Raw genomic sequence first — 16967 nt, forward strand, 5'->3', positions numbered from 1 at the left:
GAATCTTTTCGGTAAGCATTGAAGCGCACCGAAAAGGGCATTAACGCAGGAATGCTGGCTGAGTGGTCTCGTAGTTGGAGATGGACGCTTCGTGTTGCAGCGTTAAACCAATGCTGTCGAGACCATTAATCATGCAGTGACGGCGGAAGCTGTCGATTTCAAAGCTGTAAGACTTATCACCCGCCGTGACGGTCTGGGCTTCCAGATCCACGGTAAAGGTCACGCCTGGCTGCGCGGCCACCAGTTTGAACATCTCATCCACTTCTTCATCGCTCAATTTCACCGGCAGCAGCTGGTTGTTAAAGCTGTTGCCATAGAAAATATCCGCGAAGCTTGGTGCAATCACCACGTGGAAACCGAAATCGGTCAGTGCCCATGGGGCGTGCTCACGTGATGAGCCGCAGCCAAAATTTTCACGCGCCAGCAAGATGCTGGTGCCTTTAAATTCCGGCTTGTTCAGCACGAAACCTGGGGTTGGCACGGTGCCCGCATCATCTTCAAAACGCCAGTCGTGGAACAGGTGCGCGCCAAAACCGGTGCGCGTCACTTTTTGCAGGAATTGCTTTGGAATGATGGCATCGGTATCGACGTTTGCGGCATCCAGTGGCGCTACAATGCCAGTGTGTTGAGTAAATTTGTTCGCCATGGCTTAAGCTCCCTGAGTCAATTCACGAATGTCGGCAAAACGACCGGTTACTGCCGCCGCTGCAGCCATCGCCGGGCTCACTAAGTGAGTGCGACCGCCACGGCCCTGACGACCTTCAAAGTTACGGTTACTGGTGGAGGCACAACGCTCGCCTGGGTTCAGACGGTCATTGTTCATCGCCAGACACATGGAACAGCCTGGCAAACGCCATTCAAAACCGGCTTCGAGGAAGATTTTGTCCAGACCTTCGGCTTCGGCTTGTGCCTTCACTGGGCCTGAGCCAGGGACGACCATGGCAACAACGCCAGGGGCGACTTTGCGGCCTTTAGCGATGGCTGCCGCAGCGCGCAAATCTTCAATTCGTGAGTTGGTGCAGGAGCCAATAAAGACTTTGTCGATAGAGACTTCAGTCAGTTTGATACCCGGCTGCAAATCCATGTAAGCCAATGCTTTCTCGGCAGAAGCACGTTCAACCGGGTCGGCAAAGGACTGAGGATTTGGGATCGCCTGATCAACCGCCATCACCTGGCCTGGGTTGGTGCCCCAGGTCACCTGCGGAGCAATATCGGCCGCGTTCAGAGTGACAATGGTGTCAAATTTGGCATCGCTGTCGGACTTCATCGTGCGCCAGTAAGCGACGGCCTCATCCCACTGTTCGCCTTTCGGTGCGAACTGCTTGTCTTTCAGGTAAGCGAAAGTGGTGTCATCCGGTGCGACCAGACCCGCTTTGGCACCCATTTCAATCGCCATGTTACACAGCGTCATACGGCCTTCCATGCTCAGCGCTTCAATCGCTGGGCCACAGAATTCGACAACGTGACCGGTACCGCCGGCGCTGCCGGTTTTACCGATAATCGCCAACACGATGTCTTTGGCGGTAATGCCCGGCGCAGCTTCGCCCAGCACTTCAATCTTCATGGTTTTGGCACGACCCTGCTTCAGGGTCTGGGTGGCAAACACGTGTTCAACTTCGGAGGTACCGATACCGAATGCCAGCGAGCCGAATGCGCCGTGGGTTGCGGTATGGGAATCGCCGCAGACGATGGTCATGCCCGGCAGTGTCATCCCTTGCTCAGGTCCGATAACGTGCACGATGCCCTGGAACGGGTGATTCAGGTCATACAGCTGAATGCCGAACTCAGCACAGTTCTTGATCAGCTCCTGCATCTGAATACGCGCCATCTCACCCGACGCGTTAATGTCTTTGGTCTGGGTAGAAACGTTGTGGTCCATGGTGGCGAACGTCTTCGACGGCTGGCGCACTTTGCGGCCGTGCGCGCGCAGGCCATCGAAGGCCTGCGGTGACGTCACTTCATGGATCAGATGGCGATCGATGTACAGTAACGGGGTTTCGTTAGGTGCTTCGTGGACGACATGTGCATCAAATAACTTCTGGTATAAGCTTTTCATTTTATTATTTTTCCTCAGCGATAAAACCGGCAATGATGCTGCCCATTTCATCTGTGCTCACAGCTGGGCCGTTACCGGCTAAATCGCGGGTACGATGGCCCGCTTCCAGCGCACGGCTGACCGCACGCTCGATACTGTCTGCGGCTTCACCTGCATTCAGGCTAAAGCGCAACAGCAGAGACAACGAGAGAATCTGTGCAATCGGGTTGGCAATGTTCTGACCGGCGATATCTGGCGCAGAACCGCCCGCAGGCTCATACAAACCGAAACCTTCTTCGTTCATGCTGGCAGAAGGCAGCATGCCCATGGAACCGGTGATCATTGCACATTCGTCTGACAGGATGTCACCGAACAGGTTAGAACAGAGCAGCACGTCAAACTGTGATGGATCTTTAATCAGCTGCATGGTGGCGTTATCAATGTACATGTGGCTCAGCTGCACATCCGGATAATCTTTTGCCACTTCATTAACGATTTCGCGCCACATCACTGAAGTCTGCAACACGTTGGCTTTATCCACTGACGTCACTTTGTTACGACGCTTGCGTGCGGCTTCAAAGGCGTTGCGCGCAATACGCTCGATCTCGAAACGGTGATACACCTCGGTATCAAATGCGCGCTCATGCGGACCGCTACCTTCGCGACCTTTTGGCTGACCGAAATAGATACCGCCGGTTAATTCACGCACGCACAGGATGTCGAAACCGCGTGCGGCGATGTCGCTGCGCAGTGGGCAAAACGCTTCCAGACCTTTATATAAGGAAGCGGGGCGCAGATTGCTGAACAGCTTAAAGTGTTTACGCAGCGGCAACAGTGCACCACGCTCAGGCTGACCCGCCGGCGGCAGGTGTTCCCATTTTGGACCACCAACAGAGCCGAACAGAATCGCATTGGCTTGCTCAGCACCGGCCACGGTGGCAGGCGGCAGCGGTTCACCGTGACGATCGATGGCGATACCGCCAACATCATATTCGCTGGTGGTGATACGCATGTCGAAGCGTGCGCGAATTGCATCGAGAACTTTGATGGCCTGCGCCATCACTTCCGGGCCGATTCCGTCGCCTGGCATTACCGCAATATGATAAGACTGAGTCATAGTTACACCGTTTCCTTCTGATCTTTAAATTTACGCTGCAATTCTTTTTCTACCTGTTTGGCGCGCCAGATGTTGTTCAGGGCGTTCACCATAGCCTTGGCAGAAGATTCGACGATATCGGTCGCCAGGCCAACGCCATGGAATTTACGACCGTTGTAGTTCACCACGATATCAACCTGGCCCAGCGCGTTCTCGCCGTGGCCTTTCGCCGTCAACTTGTAGTTCACCAGCTCGGCTTCAAAGCCGGTGATGCGGTTGATGGCCTGATACACGGCATCCACTGGGCCGTTACCGGTCGCGGCATCGGCTTTGGTCTCTTCGCCACAGCCCAACTGCACAGACGCGGTGGCAGTCACGCTGGAACCGGTCTGCACATTGAATTCGTTCAGTTGGAAATACTCTGGCTCTTCATTCTGTTTGTTGATGAAGGCCAGCGCTTCCAGGTCGTAATCAAATACCTGGCCTTTCTTATCGGCCAGTTTCAGGAAGGCATCGTACAAAGCATCAACGTTATAGTCAGAGTCTTTGTAGCCCATCTCTTCCATGCGATGTTTTACCGCAGCGCGGCCTGAACGTGAGGTCAGGTTTAACTGGATTTTATGCAGGCCGATGGATTCCGGAGTCAGGATTTCGTAGTTCTCGCGATTCTTCAACACGCCATCCTGATGGATACCGGAAGAGTGGGCGAAAGCACCGGTGCCGACGATCGCTTTGTTGGCCGGAATCGGCATGTTGCAGATTTGGCTGATCAACTGGCTGGTGCGGTAGATTTCCTGATGATGAATATTGGTGTGCAGGTTCATGATCTGCTGACGGGTTTTAATCGTCATGATCACTTCTTCCAGTGCACAGTTACCAGCACGTTCACCCAGGCCATTGATGGTGCCTTCAACCTGACGCGCACCCGCTAACACCGCTGCTACGGCATTGCCGGTTGCCATGCCTAAGTCATCATGGGTGTGAACAGACAGAATGGCTTTATCAATGTTCGGTACACGTTCGCGCAACTGGCTGAAGATGTTGGCGTACTCGTGCGGTAAGGTGTAGCCGACCGTATCCGGGATGTTGATGGTGGTCGCACCGGCGTTAATCGCGGCTTCTACTACGCGGCACAGATCGTCAATCGGTGTACGACCGCCGTCTTCGCAAGAGAACTCAACGTCATCGGTGTAGTTGCGGGCACGTTTAATCGAGGCTACCGCGCGGTCAATCACATCAGGCAACGTACTGCGCAATTTGGTGGCGATATGCATTGGCGAAGTGGCGAGGAAAGTATGAATGCGGAATGCTTCAGCCACACGCAAGGCCTCGTAGGCGGCATCAATATCCTTATCCACGCAGCGAGCCAGGGCGGCAACGCGGCTGTTTTTCACCGAGCGCGCGATGGTCTGCACCGATTCGAAATCGCCAGGCGAAGAGATAGGGAAACCGACTTCCATTACATCCACGCCCATACGCTCCAGCGCCAGGGCGATCTGCAGTTTTTCTTTAACACTCAGGCTGGCCTGTAATGCCTGCTCGCCGTCGCGCAGAGTGGTATCGAAAATAATAACTTGCTGGCTCATGGTCATCTTCCTTTTGCTTTAACTCAACTTCGCCGGTGTAACGAGCATAAAAAAACCCGCGCATCGGCGCGGGTTCTTTAAACTTCTTCAGGTTCGAATCAGTGATTGATTCCACCCACAAGTCTACCGCGCAAACTGAATGCGTTTAGTAGTAGACCGAGTAGGCGGAAAGAATGAAACATGAATCAAACCTCGTAAATTTTGTGCTGCACATATTGATACTGGGATTGCTGCGGGAAGTCAACCCTAAGTGAAAGGGTATTTCTTTTGTCGGTTAAGGGTGATCTGCTGCGAATATCCCGCTATACAGAGCTTTGGCATTAATTAGCTGCATGCATAATGGCTTAAACAGCCTAAAAAATTTTTTATAAAAGCGAATTAATTTTAATACATTGAATTTAATGGGTTTATCTGGGTTTTCGATACAATCATAAAAACAAGATTTGGCGGGTTGCTTAGCACAATGTCATGCAAGAAGCGGATTTTGAAGTTAATCACGCCAGAAAGTAATATTCAGGAAAAATTGTGGGCTAACCGGCCAGGCAATATGAAAATCATATTTCTTAGAACACGCTGCAAATAATCATGAAACCAGCATTTTCATCTGTGGTTGTGGGATGGCATTAGTTTAATCCTCGCGAGCGATTATCACGTGTCAGTGCCTTTTGTGCCGAAATAAGCCTGTCGCAGCGTCCTGTCGTTTGCAGGCCGGGTTTTCTGCGGTTATGGTAATCGACCTACTCTTAAAAGAATCAACTCAAGTAGATTCCCTGTACCTGGAAGGCAGAAATGAATTCTGTCATCTGAGCATAAACATAAGGTTTTGATCTTAACTGGCGAATACGGGGCTGGGTGCCAGTGGCGCAGGGGCAATGCGCGCCACGGGATCCGGTTCCTCAAGCCTGGAGGCAGAAAATGGAGATGTTGTCAGGAGCCGAAATGGTCGTCCGTTCGTTAATCGATCAGGGCGTTAAGCAGGTATTCGGCTATCCGGGCGGAGCAGTGCTCGACATTTACGATGCGCTGCAAACGGTCGGTGGTATTGACCACGTATTAGTGCGTCACGAGCAAGGCGCAGTGCATATGGCAGATGGTCTGGCACGCGCGACCGGCGAAGTCGGCGTGGTGCTGGTCACCTCAGGTCCAGGCGCAACCAATGCCATTACCGGTATTGCGACGGCCTATATGGATTCGATTCCGATGGTGATTCTGTCGGGTCAGGTGCCGTCTTCACTGATCGGCTACGATGCGTTCCAGGAGTGCGACATGGTCGGGATTTCCCGTCCGGTGGTCAAACACAGCTTCCTGGTGAAAAACGCCGAAGAGATCCCAACCGTGCTGAAAAAAGCCTTCTGGCTGGCAGCAAGCGGCCGCCCAGGCCCGGTGGTGATCGACCTGCCAAAAGACATTCTTAACCCAGCGAACAAACTGCCGTACGTCTATCCTGAGTCGGTCAGCATGCGCTCTTATAACCCGACGATTCAGGGACATAAAGGACAGATTAAGCGTGCACTGCAAACGCTGCTGGCCGCGCATAAGCCGGTGATTTATGCCGGTGGCGGTGCGATTATGTCAGGCTGTGAGGCGGAGCTGCTGCAGTTAGCTGAACAGCTGAATATTCCGGTCACCATGTCACTGATGGGCCTCGGCGTGTTCCCTGGCACGCATCGCCAGAGTGTAGGCATGCTGGGCATGCACGGTACTTACGAAGCCAACATGACCATGCACAATGCCGATTTGATTTTCGGCATTGGTGTGCGCTTCGATGATCGTACCACCAACAACCTGGCAAAATATTGCCCGAACGCCACCATCATGCATATCGACGTCGATCCGACCTCGATTTCCAAAACCGTTAGCGCCGATATCCCCATTGTGGGTGATGCGAAGCAGACGCTGTCGCAGATGCTGGAACTGCTGGCGCAAAGCGATGCGAAGCAAGAGCTGGATAGCCTGCGCGACTGGTGGCAGACCATTGATGGCTGGCGTAGCCGTAAGTGCCTGGAATTTGATCGCACCAGCGACAAGATCAAACCGCAAGCGGTTATCGAAACCATTTGGCGTCTGACTAAGGGGGATGCGTACGTTACCTCTGACGTCGGTCAGCATCAGATGTTCGCCGCGCTCTATTATCAGTTTGATAAGCCGCGCCGCTGGATCAACTCCGGTGGCCTTGGCACCATGGGCTTCGGCTTACCGGCTGCACTGGGCGTGAAAATGGCGCTGCCGGATGAAACCGTCATCTGCGTGACCGGTGATGGCAGTATTCAGATGAACATCCAGGAACTGTCGACTGCGCTGCAGTACGATTTGCCGGTGCTGGTACTGAACCTCAACAACGGTTTCCTCGGTATGGTGAAACAGTGGCAGGATATGATTTATTCCGGCCGCCACTCGCAATCCTACATGCAATCTCTGCCTGACTTTGTGCGTTTAGCCGAAGCCTACGGACACGTGGGTATTTCCATCGCGCACCCCGCTGAGCTGGAAGAGAAGCTGCAGCTGGCATTGGATACCCTGGCGAAAGGGCGTCTGGTGTTTGTTGATGTGAATATCGACGGCAGCGAGCACGTTTACCCGATGCAGATTCGCGGTGGTTCGATGGATGAGATGTGGCTGAGCAAAACGGAGAGGACTTAATTATGCGTCGTGTGTTATCGGTATTGCTGGAAAATGAATCCGGCGCATTGTCTCGCGTGGTGGGCTTGTTCTCACAGCGCGGCTACAACATCGAAAGCCTGACCGTTGCGCCAACCGACGATCCAACGCTGTCACGCATGACCATTCAGACGGTCGGCGATGAAAAAGTGCTGGAGCAGATTGAAAAGCAACTGCACAAGCTGGTGGACGTGTTACGTGTCAGCGAGTTAGGGCAGGGTGCTTACGTTGAACGTGAAATCATGCTGGTGAAGATTCAGGCAAGCGGGTATGGCCGTGAAGAAGTGAAGCGCAGCGCGGAAATTTTCCGTGGCCAGATTATCGATGTGACGCCAACGCTGTACACGGTTCAGCTGGCAGGCACCAGCGATAAACTCGACGCCTTCCTTAACACGGTGCGCGATGTTGCTGAGATCGTTGAAGTGGCGCGATCAGGGATTGTGGGCGTGTCACGTGGCGATCGTGTGATGCGTTAATTCCGCAGAGTTATCATCCTGCTTCAAAGCTAACCCGGCGTAATGCCGGGTTTTTTTATTTAATGCGCTTGTGAGTGCTGCCCGATAAAAGCGGTTGCTCAGCGTAGTGTTCTGCGGTTAGATGTTACAAATGTTTTACCCATAGCTACTCTGCGGACATTTGCCCAGCCCTGGCTTATCAGAATTAAGGTGTCATCGTGAAACTGGATGAAATTGCGCGCCTGGCGGGCGTGTCGCGCACCACGGCCAGCTACGTTATTAATGGCAAAGCGCGGCAGTATCGTGTCAGCGACAAAACCGTCGAAAAAGTGATGGCGGTGGTGCGTGAACATAATTATCACCCCAATGCTGTTGCGGCAGGCCTGCGCGCCGGGCGTACGCGTTCAATTGGTCTGGTGATCCCGGATCTTGAGAACACCAGTTACACGCGCATTGCCAATTATCTGGAGCGCCAGGCACGTCAACGTGGCTATCAGCTGCTGATTGCCTGCTCGGAAGATCAGCCTGACAATGAAATGCGCTGTATTGAACATCTGCTACAGCGCCAGGTGGATGCGATCATCGTTTCAACCTCACTGCCGCCAGAACACCCGTTTTATCAGCGCTGGATCAACGATCCGCTGCCGATTATCGCGCTGGACCGCGCGCTGGATCGTGAACACTTCACCAGTGTGGTCGGTGCCGATCAGGACGATGCGCATGCGCTGGCGGCTGAATTGCGTCAGCTTCCGGTGAAAAACGTGCTGTTCCTTGGGGCCTTGCCTGAGCTTTCAGTCAGTTTCCTGCGTGAAATGGGCTTCCGCGATGCGTGGAAAGACGATGAACGTACAGTGGATTACCTCTACTGCAACAGCTTTGATCGCGCTGCGGCTGCCTCACTGTTCGAGAAATACCTCGAAGATCATCCGATGCCGGATGCGTTGTTTACCACTTCATTCGGTCTGCTTCAGGGCGTGATGGATATCACCCTGAAGCGTGATGGCCGCCTGCCCACTGATCTGGCTATCGCTACCTTTGGCGACCACGAATTACTGGACTTTTTAGAGTGCCCGGTACTGGCGGTGGGGCAGCGTCATCGCGATGTCGCCGAGCGCGTGCTGGAATTAGTTTTGGCCTCGCTGGATGAACCGCGTAAACCGAAGCCGGGATTAACCCGTATTCGCCGCAATTTATTCCGTCGTGGCCAATTAAGCCGACGTACAAAATGAAATCGCGGGCAGATCGCTGCCCGCACTTATTAATCATTCAGATATTTTTCTGCCATAGGACTGGGGTAAAAAAGCGTAAATTGTCACCACTTTCCCTAACGAATTAACTGCGCTGAATTTTCTTATTTGTTTACATCTTCAGCAGTGACGCGTAGCAGAGCTGGCGCGATGGTGCTGGGCTTCCTTTCAGAAATCCCCTAAAATGCAGCCGCTGTCGCATATCCCGGGATAATTATCTTTTGCGATTAAAACGCTTTATTTTTCGCCATTTTTCAAATCGTGAAAATTTTTATTCCATTATTCATCAGGTTAATTTCTTATTTTGCCAATCATTCCCCTTAATTGCCCTCCATTAAATAATTCTCACCCTTGTAAAGAGTGATATTCACTTGTCGTTGCGGCTTGACAAGGATTTCATAGGCTCCGTAAACTCGTTTCGTGGTAAAAAGTGGGATAAAGTGGTGAAAACGGGTGATTGGGGGGTAGGACTGACATGTTCCGAGGAGCAACGTTAGTCAATCTCGACGGCAAAGGCCGATTGGCGGTACCAACACGCTATCGTGAATTGCTTGTCGCGGAGTCTCAGGGGCAAATGGTGTGCACCATTGACCTCCACCAGCCATGTCTGTTGCTTTATACCCTGCCCGAATGGGAAATCATCGAGAAAAAACTGGCGCGCTTATCCAGCATGAATCCGAATGAACGTCGCGTGCAGCGATTGCTGTTAGGACATGCCAGTGAATGCCAGATGGATAATGCAGGTCGTTTGTTGCTGGCGAATACGCTACGGCAACATGCGAGCCTGACCAAAGAAGTGATGCTGGTTGGACAGTTCAATAAGTTTGAGCTGTGGGATGAACAGACCTGGTATCAACAAGTTAAGGACGATATTGACGCAGAACAGTCGGCTCAGGAGCCTTTATCTGAGCGGTTGCAGGACTTGTCGCTATAGCTATGCAGGATAATTTTAAACACACCACAGTGCTGCTGGATGAGGCGGTTAACGGCCTCAATATCAGGGAAGACGGCATTTACATTGACGGCACTTTTGGGCGCGGCGGTCACTCACGTCTGATCCTTTCGCAACTGGGCGAGAAGGGGCAGTTACTGGCGATCGATCGCGATCCGCAAGCCATAGCCGCCGCAGCTGAAATTCAGGATCCACGTTTTTCGATTGTGCACGGACCCTTTTCGGCGCTGGCAGAGTATGTCGAAGCGCGTGGTCTCACCGGCAAAATCGATGGCGTATTGCTCGATCTTGGCGTGTCATCACCGCAGTTGGATGACGCAGAGCGCGGTTTCTCGTTTATGCGTGATGGGCCACTAGATATGCGTATGGACCCGACACGGGGCCAGTCTGCGGCCGAGTGGCTGATGAACGCCGAGGAAGCCGATATCGCTTTCGTCATCAAGACCTACGGTGAAGAGAAGTTTGGCAAACGTATCGCACGCGCCATCGTCGAGCGCAATCGTGAACAGCCTATGACGCGCACCAAGGAATTAGCCACTGTGATCGCTGCTGCGATGCCAGTGAAAGACAAGTTTAAGCATCCGGCCACGCGCACCTTCCAGGCAATTCGTATCTGGATCAACAGCGAACTGGAAGAGATCGATACCGCGCTGAAAGGGGCAATGTCGGTGCTGGCACCTGGCGGTCGTTTATCGGTTATCAGCTTCCACTCGCTGGAAGATCGATTGGTCAAACGCTTTATGCGCGATCAGAGCCGTGGCCCACAAGTTCCAGCGGGTATTCCAATGACCGAAAGCCAGCTTAAAGCGCTGGGCGGACGTGAGCTGAAAACCTTAGGCAAGCTGATTCCGGGCGAAGCAGAAGTTAACGAGAACCCACGCGCGCGCAGTTCGGTACTGCGAGTTGCTGAGAGGACCGCGACATGATTGGCAACGAGCGACACAGCCTGCCTGGCGTCATCGGCGGTGACCTGCTGCGATTCGGCAAGATCCCGGTGTTGCTACTGATTGCGGTGCTTGTGTCCTCAGTGTTAGTGGTCACCACCACACACAAAACGCGCCTGTTAACGGCGCAGCGCGAACAGTTGGTTTTAGAACGTGATGCGCTCGATATCGAGTGGCGTAACCTGATTTTGGAAGAGAATGCGCTCGGCGATCATAGCCGGGTTGAGCGAATAGCAACCGATAAGCTGCAGATGCAGCATGTTGATCCTTCACAGGAAAATATCGTGGTGCAGAGATAAATAAGGAATCGCAGACCTCAATGAGCGGCGCAGGCAAAACGCTGAAGTTAAAAAAACAGGAAGATAAGGCCAGCTTTATAAGCTGGCGTTTTGCGTTGCTGTGCGGCTGTATTTTACTGGCTTTGGGCGGATTGCTGTCACGCGTGGCGTGGTTACAGGTCATCAGCCCGGACAAACTGGTGAAAGAAGGGGATTTGCGTTCGCTGCGGGTGCAATCTGTTCCTACTGCACGTGGCATGATCAGCGACCGTGCTGGCCGTCCATTGGCTGTCAGTGTACCGGTGAATGCCATCTGGGCTGACCCTAAAGAACTGATGGAACATGGCGGTGTGTCACTCGACAGCCGCTGGAAAGCCCTCTCAGATGCCTTATCTATCCCACTCGATCAACTCGCCGCGCGCGTGAATGCCAATCCCAAAGGGCGCTTTATCTATCTGGCGCGCCAGGTGAATCCGGCCATTGGCGAGTACGTCAAAAAGCTCAAGTTACCCGGCATTTATCTGCGTGAAGAGTCGCGCCGCTACTATCCAGCGGGTCAGGTCACTGCGCATCTGATCGGCTTTACCAACATTGATGGCCAGGGTATTGAGGGCATCGAAAAGAGCTTCGACAAGTGGCTGACCGGTGCGCCAGGCGAGCGTACGGTGCGTAAAGATCGCTATGGTCGCGTGATCGAAGATATCTCCTCCGTGGACAGCCGCGCGGCGCACAACCTGACGCTCAGTATCGACGAGCGTTTGCAGGCGTTGGTTTACCGCGAATTGAACAATGCCGTAGCCTTCAACAAGGCGGAGTCAGGCACTGCCGTTCTGGTGGATGTGAACACCGGCGAAGTGCTGGCGATGGCAAACAGCCCAGCTTACAACCCGAACAATCTCTCCAACACGCCGAAAGATGTGATGCGCAACCGTGCCATTACCGACATCTTCGAGCCCGGCTCCACCGTGAAACCAATGGTGGTGATGACCGCGCTGCAGCGTGGTGTGGTGAAAGAGAACAGCGTACTGAATACCGTGCCGTACCGCGTCAATGGTCATGAGATCAAGGACGTGGCGCGCTACAACGAATTGACCCTTACCGGGGTTTTACAGAAGTCGAGTAACGTCGGGGTTTCACGTTTGGCGTTAGCGATGCCCTCCTCAGCACTCGTAGACACTTACGCGCGCTTTGGACTGGGTAAACCGACCAATTTGGGGCTGGTCGGGGAAAGTAGTGGCTTATACCCTCAAAAACAACGGTGGTCTGACATAGAGAGGGCCACCTTCTCTTTCGGCTACGGGCTAATGGTAACGCCGTTACAGTTAGCGCGAGTCTACGCAACTATTGGCAGCTACGGCATCAATCGCCCGCTGTCGATCACCAAAGTTGACCCGCCAGTGGCGGGTGAACGCGTTTTCCAGGAAGACCTGGTGAAAACGGTAATGCACATGATGGAGAGCGTGGCGTTGCCTGGCGGCGGTGGGGTTAAAGCCGCCATCAAGGGCTATCGCATCGCGATTAAAACGGGTACTGCGAAAAAAGTGGGACCGGACGGACGCTACGTCAATAAATACATTGCTTACACGGCAGGCGTTGCGCCTGCCAGTCGCCCTCGTTTTGCGCTGGTGGTGGTGATCAACGATCCTCAGGCCGGCAAATATTATGGTGGTGCGGTTTCTGCACCGGTGTTTGGCGCCATCATGGGCGGTGTATTACGCACCATGAATATTGAACCGGATGCGCTGCCGACAATTGATAAAGACGAGTTGGTGAAGAACAGAAGTGAGGAACCAAGTGACCGATCGTAACCTGCGCGATTTACTGGCCCCGTGGGTGCCGGGCGCGCCGGCGCGTCCACTCCGTGACATGACACTGGATAGCCGCGCTGCGGCTGCTGGCGATCTGTTTATCGCCGTGGCGGGCCATCATGCTGATGGACGTCGTTTTATTCCGCAGGCTATTGCTCAGGGCGTAGCGGCAGTGATTGCCGAAGCCGAAGGCGAAGCCAGCGATGGAGATATCCGCGAGATGCACGGCGTCCCGGTTATCTACCTGGCGCAGTTGCAGCAGCGTCTCTCTGCACTGGCCGGGCGCTTTTATCAGCAGCCTGCTGAAAAACTCAAATTAATCGGTGTCACCGGCACCAACGGAAAAACCACCACCACCCAGCTGATGGCGCAGTGGGCCAATCTGCTGGGTGAAACCGGTGCCGTGATGGGCACCGTGGGTAATGGCTTATATGGCCAACTGGTGGCCACCGAGAACACCACCGGTTCCGCAGTGGATGTACAACATGTATTGAATGATCTGGTGGAGCAGGGTGCCACGCTGGCCGCGATGGAAGTCTCTTCTCACGGCCTGGTACAGCATCGCGTGGCGGCATTGCCCTTCGCGGCTGCCGTGTTCACCAATCTGAGCCGCGATCACCTGGATTATCACGGTGATATGCAGGGCTACGAAGCCGCCAAATGGCTGCTGTTCTCTGAGCATCAGGTTGGCGAAGCCATTATCAACGCCGATGACGAGGTCGGACGTCGCTGGCTGGAAAAACTGCCGGATGCCGTTGCCGTCACCATGGATGACAACTTGCAGCCTGGCTGTCGTGGGCGCTGGCTGAAAGCCACAGCGGTGAATTATCACGATGGCGGTGCGCACATCCAGTTCAGCTCCAGCTGGGGTGACGGTGAATTTGATAGCCGTTTGATGGGCGCATTCAATGTCAGCAATCTGCTGCTGGCACTGGCCACCTTGCTGACGCTCGATTATCCGCTGGAGGCACTGGTATCAAGCGCTGCACAGCTGCAACCGGTATGTGGCCGTATGGAAGTGTTCACGGCACCAGAAAAACCCACAGTGGTGGTGGATTATGCCCACACCCCTGATGCGCTGGAAAAAGCGCTGGAAGCCGCGCGCTTGCACTGCAAAGGCAAGCTTTGGTGCGTATTCGGCTGTGGCGGCGATCGCGACAAAGGCAAACGTCCACTGATGGGCGCGATAGCTGAACAGTTCTCTGACATCGTGGTGATCACTGATGACAATCCGCGCAGCGAAGAGCCGACCGCGATTGTGAATGACATTCTGACTGGCTTGCTCGATCCCGGTCGTGCCCGCGTGGTCGCAGGACGTGCGCAAGCGGTCACTAACGCTGTGATGCAGGCCAGTGTCGATGACATCGTGCTGGTGGCGGGTAAAGGCCATGAAGATTATCAAATTATTGGTAACCGTCGTCTGGATTACTCCGATCGCGACACCGTCGCCCGTTTACTGGGGGTGATGGCATGATTCCGGTTTCTTTGAAAACATTGGCTGAAATCAGCGGCGGTCAACTGCATGGCGCTGATTTGACGCTGAATGATGTGACCAGCGACACGCGTAAAGTCGCTGATGGCAGCCTGTTTGTCGCACTGGTCGGTGAGCGTTTTGATGCGCATGACTTTGCTCAGGATGCTATTGCCAAGGGTGCCAAAGCGCTGCTGGTGAGTAAGCACTTGCCTTTAGATGTGCCACAAGTGGTGGTCGCTGATACACGCATCGCCTTTGGCCAGCTCGGCGCCTGGGTGCGCCAGCAATCGAAGGCGCGAGTGGTAGCCTTGACCGGTTCATCCGGTAAAACCTCCGTCAAAGAGATGACCGCTGCCATTTTGCGTCAGTGTGGTGAAACCCTGTATACCGCTGGCAACCTGAACAACGACTTCGGCGTGCCGATGACGTTGCTGCGTCTGACCCCAGAACACGAGTTCGCGGTGATTGAGCTGGGTGCCAATCATCAGGGCGAAATTGCGTACACCACCGATTTAGTGCGTCCCGAAACGGCGTTGGTGAACAACCTGGCTGCAGCGCATCTGGAAGGCTTTGGTTCACTGGCCGGTGTGGCGAAAGCCAAAGGCGAAATCTTTGGTGGATTGCCAGTACACGGCACTGCCATCATCAATGCGGATAGCAACGACCTCGCTAACTGGCAGTCGCAGTTTGTCGATAAAACGCTGTGGCGCTTCTCACCCCAGCCGATGGCGGATGCTGAATTCCGTGCCAGTGAAATCGTGCTGCGCGCTGATGCCACGCTGTTTACTTTGCATACGCCGCGCGGAGATATCGATGTTGCGCTGCCTCTGCCAGGCCGCCACAACATCGCGAATGCACTTGCTGCTGCTGCGCTGGCACTGTCTGTTGATGCTCCGCTAAGCGCGATCCAAACCGGTTTGAAAACACTGCAGCCCGTAGCGGGCCGTCTGTTCCCGATACGCCTGGCAGATAACCAACTGCTGCTGGATGACAGCTACAACGCCAACGTCGGCTCGATGACGGCGGCCGCACAGGTACTGGGCGATATGCCGGGGTTCCGCGTGATGGTAGTCGGTGATATGGCCGAACTGGGCGATGAAGCGGAAGCTTGCCATCAGCAGGTGGGTGAAGCCGCCAGGGCAGCAGGTATTGATTGTGTTCTGAGTACCGGCACTTTGAGTCGGTTGATCGGTGAAAGTAGCGGCAAAGGCGAGCATTTCGCCACCAAAGCCGAGCTGACTGAACGTTTACGCGCATTGCTGTCCCAACATCAGGACATCACTATTTTGGTTAAAGGCTCACGTAGCGCCGCCATGGAGCAGGTCGTCGAGAGCTTACAGGAGAAAGGAACATGCTAGTCTGGCTGGCCGAACATTTGGTCGCACTTTATTCCGGCTTTAACGTCTTCTCGTATTTGACGTTTCGCGCCATTGTCAGCCTGCTGACCGCCCTGTTCCTGTCACTCTGGATGGGCCCACGTCTGATCGCCTGGCTGCAGAAGCTGCAGATTGGCCAGGTGGTGCGTAACGACGGTCCTGAATCGCACTTTAGTAAGCGCGGTACGCCAACCATGGGCGGCATCATGATCCTCACCTCCATCACCGTATCGGTGTTGATGTGGGCGTATCCATCCAACCCTTATGTGTGGTGCGTGCTGGCGGTGCTGATTGGTTTCGGCATCATCGGTTTTGTGGATGACTATCGCAAAGTGGTGCGCAAAGACACCAAAGGCCTGATTGCCCGCTGGAAATACTTCTGGATGTCGGTGATTTCCCTTGGCGTGGCTTTTGCGCTTTACGCTGCGGGTAAAGGTACACCGGCCACACAGTTGGTCGTGCCTTTCTTTAAAGACATCATGCCGCAGCTTGGATTGTTCTATGTGCTGCTGGCTTACTTTGTGATTGTCGGCACCGGTAATGCGGTCAACCTGACTGATGGTCTGGATGGCCTGGCGATTATGCCAACCGTCTTCGTGGCAGCAGGCTTTGCGCTGGTGGCATGGGCGACCGGTAACGTGAAGTTTGCTGAGTATCTGCATATTCCGTATCTGCGCCATGCCGGTGAATTAGTGATTGTCTGTACCGCGATTGTCGGTGCAGGTCTTGGCTTCCTGTGGTTCAACACCTACCCGGCTCAGGTCTTTATGGGCGATGTGGGTTCACTGGCACTGGGTGGCGCGTTAGGTACCATCGCCGTGCTGCTGCGTCAGGAATTTTTGCTGGTGATCATGGGCGGCGTGTTTGTGGTGGAAACGCTGTCGGTGATCCTGCAGGTGGGATCGTTCAAGCTGCGCGGCCAACGCATTTTCCGCATGGCGCCGATTCACCACCACTATGAATTGAAGGGCTGGCCGGAGCCGCGCGTCATTGTGCGCTTCTGGATTATTTCACTGATGCTGGTGCTGATTGGCCTGGCAACGCTGAAGGTACGTTAA

At 54.1% G+C, this 16967-nt stretch carries 15 protein-coding genes; 10 read left to right on the forward strand and 5 right to left on the reverse strand.

Annotation, left to right across the window (positions count from 1 at the left end; translation table 11 throughout):
* Positions 1-40 precede the first annotated feature (40 nt).
* From leuD to leuL, 5 genes are all read right to left on the reverse strand, one after another.
* The gene (gene leuD / locus ACCW76_RS10900; protein ID WP_038649091.1) at positions 41-646 is read right to left on the reverse strand and encodes a 3-isopropylmalate dehydratase small subunit; all 606 of its coding nucleotides are present in this window, start codon (positions 644-646) and stop codon (positions 41-43) included.
* 3 nt (positions 647-649) lie between these two features.
* Positions 650-2056, reverse strand: coding sequence for a 3-isopropylmalate dehydratase large subunit (leuC, locus tag ACCW76_RS10905; RefSeq protein ID WP_436338534.1), 1407 nt, complete (start codon positions 2054-2056; stop codon positions 650-652).
* A 4-nt stretch (positions 2057-2060) separates the two neighbouring features.
* Complete coding sequence (leuB, locus tag ACCW76_RS10910; RefSeq protein ID WP_436338535.1) at positions 2061-3152, reverse strand: 3-isopropylmalate dehydrogenase; 1092 nt, start codon at positions 3150-3152, stop codon at positions 2061-2063.
* 2 nt (positions 3153-3154) lie between these two features.
* Positions 3155-4717, reverse strand: coding sequence for a 2-isopropylmalate synthase (leuA, locus tag ACCW76_RS10915; protein WP_038649086.1), 1563 nt, complete (start codon positions 4715-4717; stop codon positions 3155-3157).
* A gap of 98 nt (positions 4718-4815) precedes the next feature.
* On the reverse strand, positions 4816-4899 hold the full coding sequence (gene leuL, locus ACCW76_RS10920; protein WP_101749442.1) for a leu operon leader peptide: 84 nt from the start codon (positions 4897-4899) through the stop codon (positions 4816-4818).
* Between the two features lie 733 nt (positions 4900-5632).
* Between leuL and ilvI the strand changes: the two genes are divergently transcribed.
* The 10 genes from ilvI (at position 5633) to mraY (ending at position 16967) form a co-directional block, all read left to right on the forward strand.
* Positions 5633-7357 carry an acetolactate synthase 3 large subunit gene (gene ilvI, locus ACCW76_RS10925; protein ID WP_034825999.1) on the forward strand — a complete coding sequence of 575 codons (1725 nt, stop codon included), beginning with the start codon at positions 5633-5635 and terminating at the stop codon, positions 7355-7357.
* Between the two features lie 2 nt (positions 7358-7359).
* Positions 7360-7851, forward strand: a complete 492-nt coding sequence (ilvN, locus tag ACCW76_RS10930; RefSeq protein WP_034825997.1) for an acetolactate synthase small subunit — start codon at positions 7360-7362, stop codon at positions 7849-7851.
* Between the two features lie 197 nt (positions 7852-8048).
* Positions 8049-9059, forward strand: a complete 1011-nt coding sequence (cra, locus tag ACCW76_RS10935) for a catabolite repressor/activator (protein ID WP_045832872.1) — start codon at positions 8049-8051, stop codon at positions 9057-9059.
* A gap of 493 nt (positions 9060-9552) precedes the next feature.
* Complete coding sequence (mraZ, locus tag ACCW76_RS10940) at positions 9553-10011, forward strand: division/cell wall cluster transcriptional repressor MraZ (RefSeq protein WP_038649082.1); 459 nt, start codon at positions 9553-9555, stop codon at positions 10009-10011.
* A 2-nt stretch (positions 10012-10013) separates the two neighbouring features.
* The gene (gene rsmH, locus ACCW76_RS10945; RefSeq protein WP_436338536.1) at positions 10014-10955 is read left to right on the forward strand and encodes a 16S rRNA (cytosine(1402)-N(4))-methyltransferase RsmH; all 942 of its coding nucleotides are present in this window, start codon (positions 10014-10016) and stop codon (positions 10953-10955) included.
* On the forward strand, positions 10952-11272 hold the full coding sequence (gene ftsL, locus ACCW76_RS10950) for a cell division protein FtsL (protein WP_034825986.1): 321 nt from the start codon (positions 10952-10954) through the stop codon (positions 11270-11272). Before rsmH ends, ftsL begins: the two co-directional genes overlap by 4 nt.
* Before the next feature lie 20 nt (positions 11273-11292).
* Positions 11293-13059, forward strand: coding sequence for a peptidoglycan glycosyltransferase FtsI (locus ACCW76_RS10955; protein ID WP_038649080.1), 1767 nt, complete (start codon positions 11293-11295; stop codon positions 13057-13059).
* Positions 13046-14533 (forward strand): UDP-N-acetylmuramoyl-L-alanyl-D-glutamate--2,6-diaminopimelate ligase, encoded by a 1488-nt coding sequence (gene murE, locus ACCW76_RS10960; RefSeq protein ID WP_436338537.1) that lies wholly within the window; start codon positions 13046-13048, stop codon positions 14531-14533. Before ACCW76_RS10955 ends, murE begins: the two co-directional genes overlap by 14 nt.
* Entirely contained in the window at positions 14530-15891 is a 1362-nt protein-coding gene (gene murF / locus ACCW76_RS10965; protein ID WP_436338538.1) for a UDP-N-acetylmuramoyl-tripeptide--D-alanyl-D-alanine ligase, read from the forward strand. The genes murE and murF overlap by 4 nt, the downstream gene beginning before the upstream one ends.
* A complete protein-coding gene (mraY, locus tag ACCW76_RS10970) occupies positions 15885-16967 on the forward strand; it encodes a phospho-N-acetylmuramoyl-pentapeptide-transferase (protein ID WP_034829683.1) in 1083 nt (360 codons plus the stop codon). The genes murF and mraY overlap by 7 nt, the downstream gene beginning before the upstream one ends.

The sequence above is a fragment of the Pantoea sp. C8B4 genome (genome assembly GCF_051336905.1).
In the GTDB taxonomy this organism is placed as follows: domain Bacteria; phylum Pseudomonadota; class Gammaproteobacteria; order Enterobacterales; family Enterobacteriaceae; genus Pantoea; species Pantoea rwandensis_B.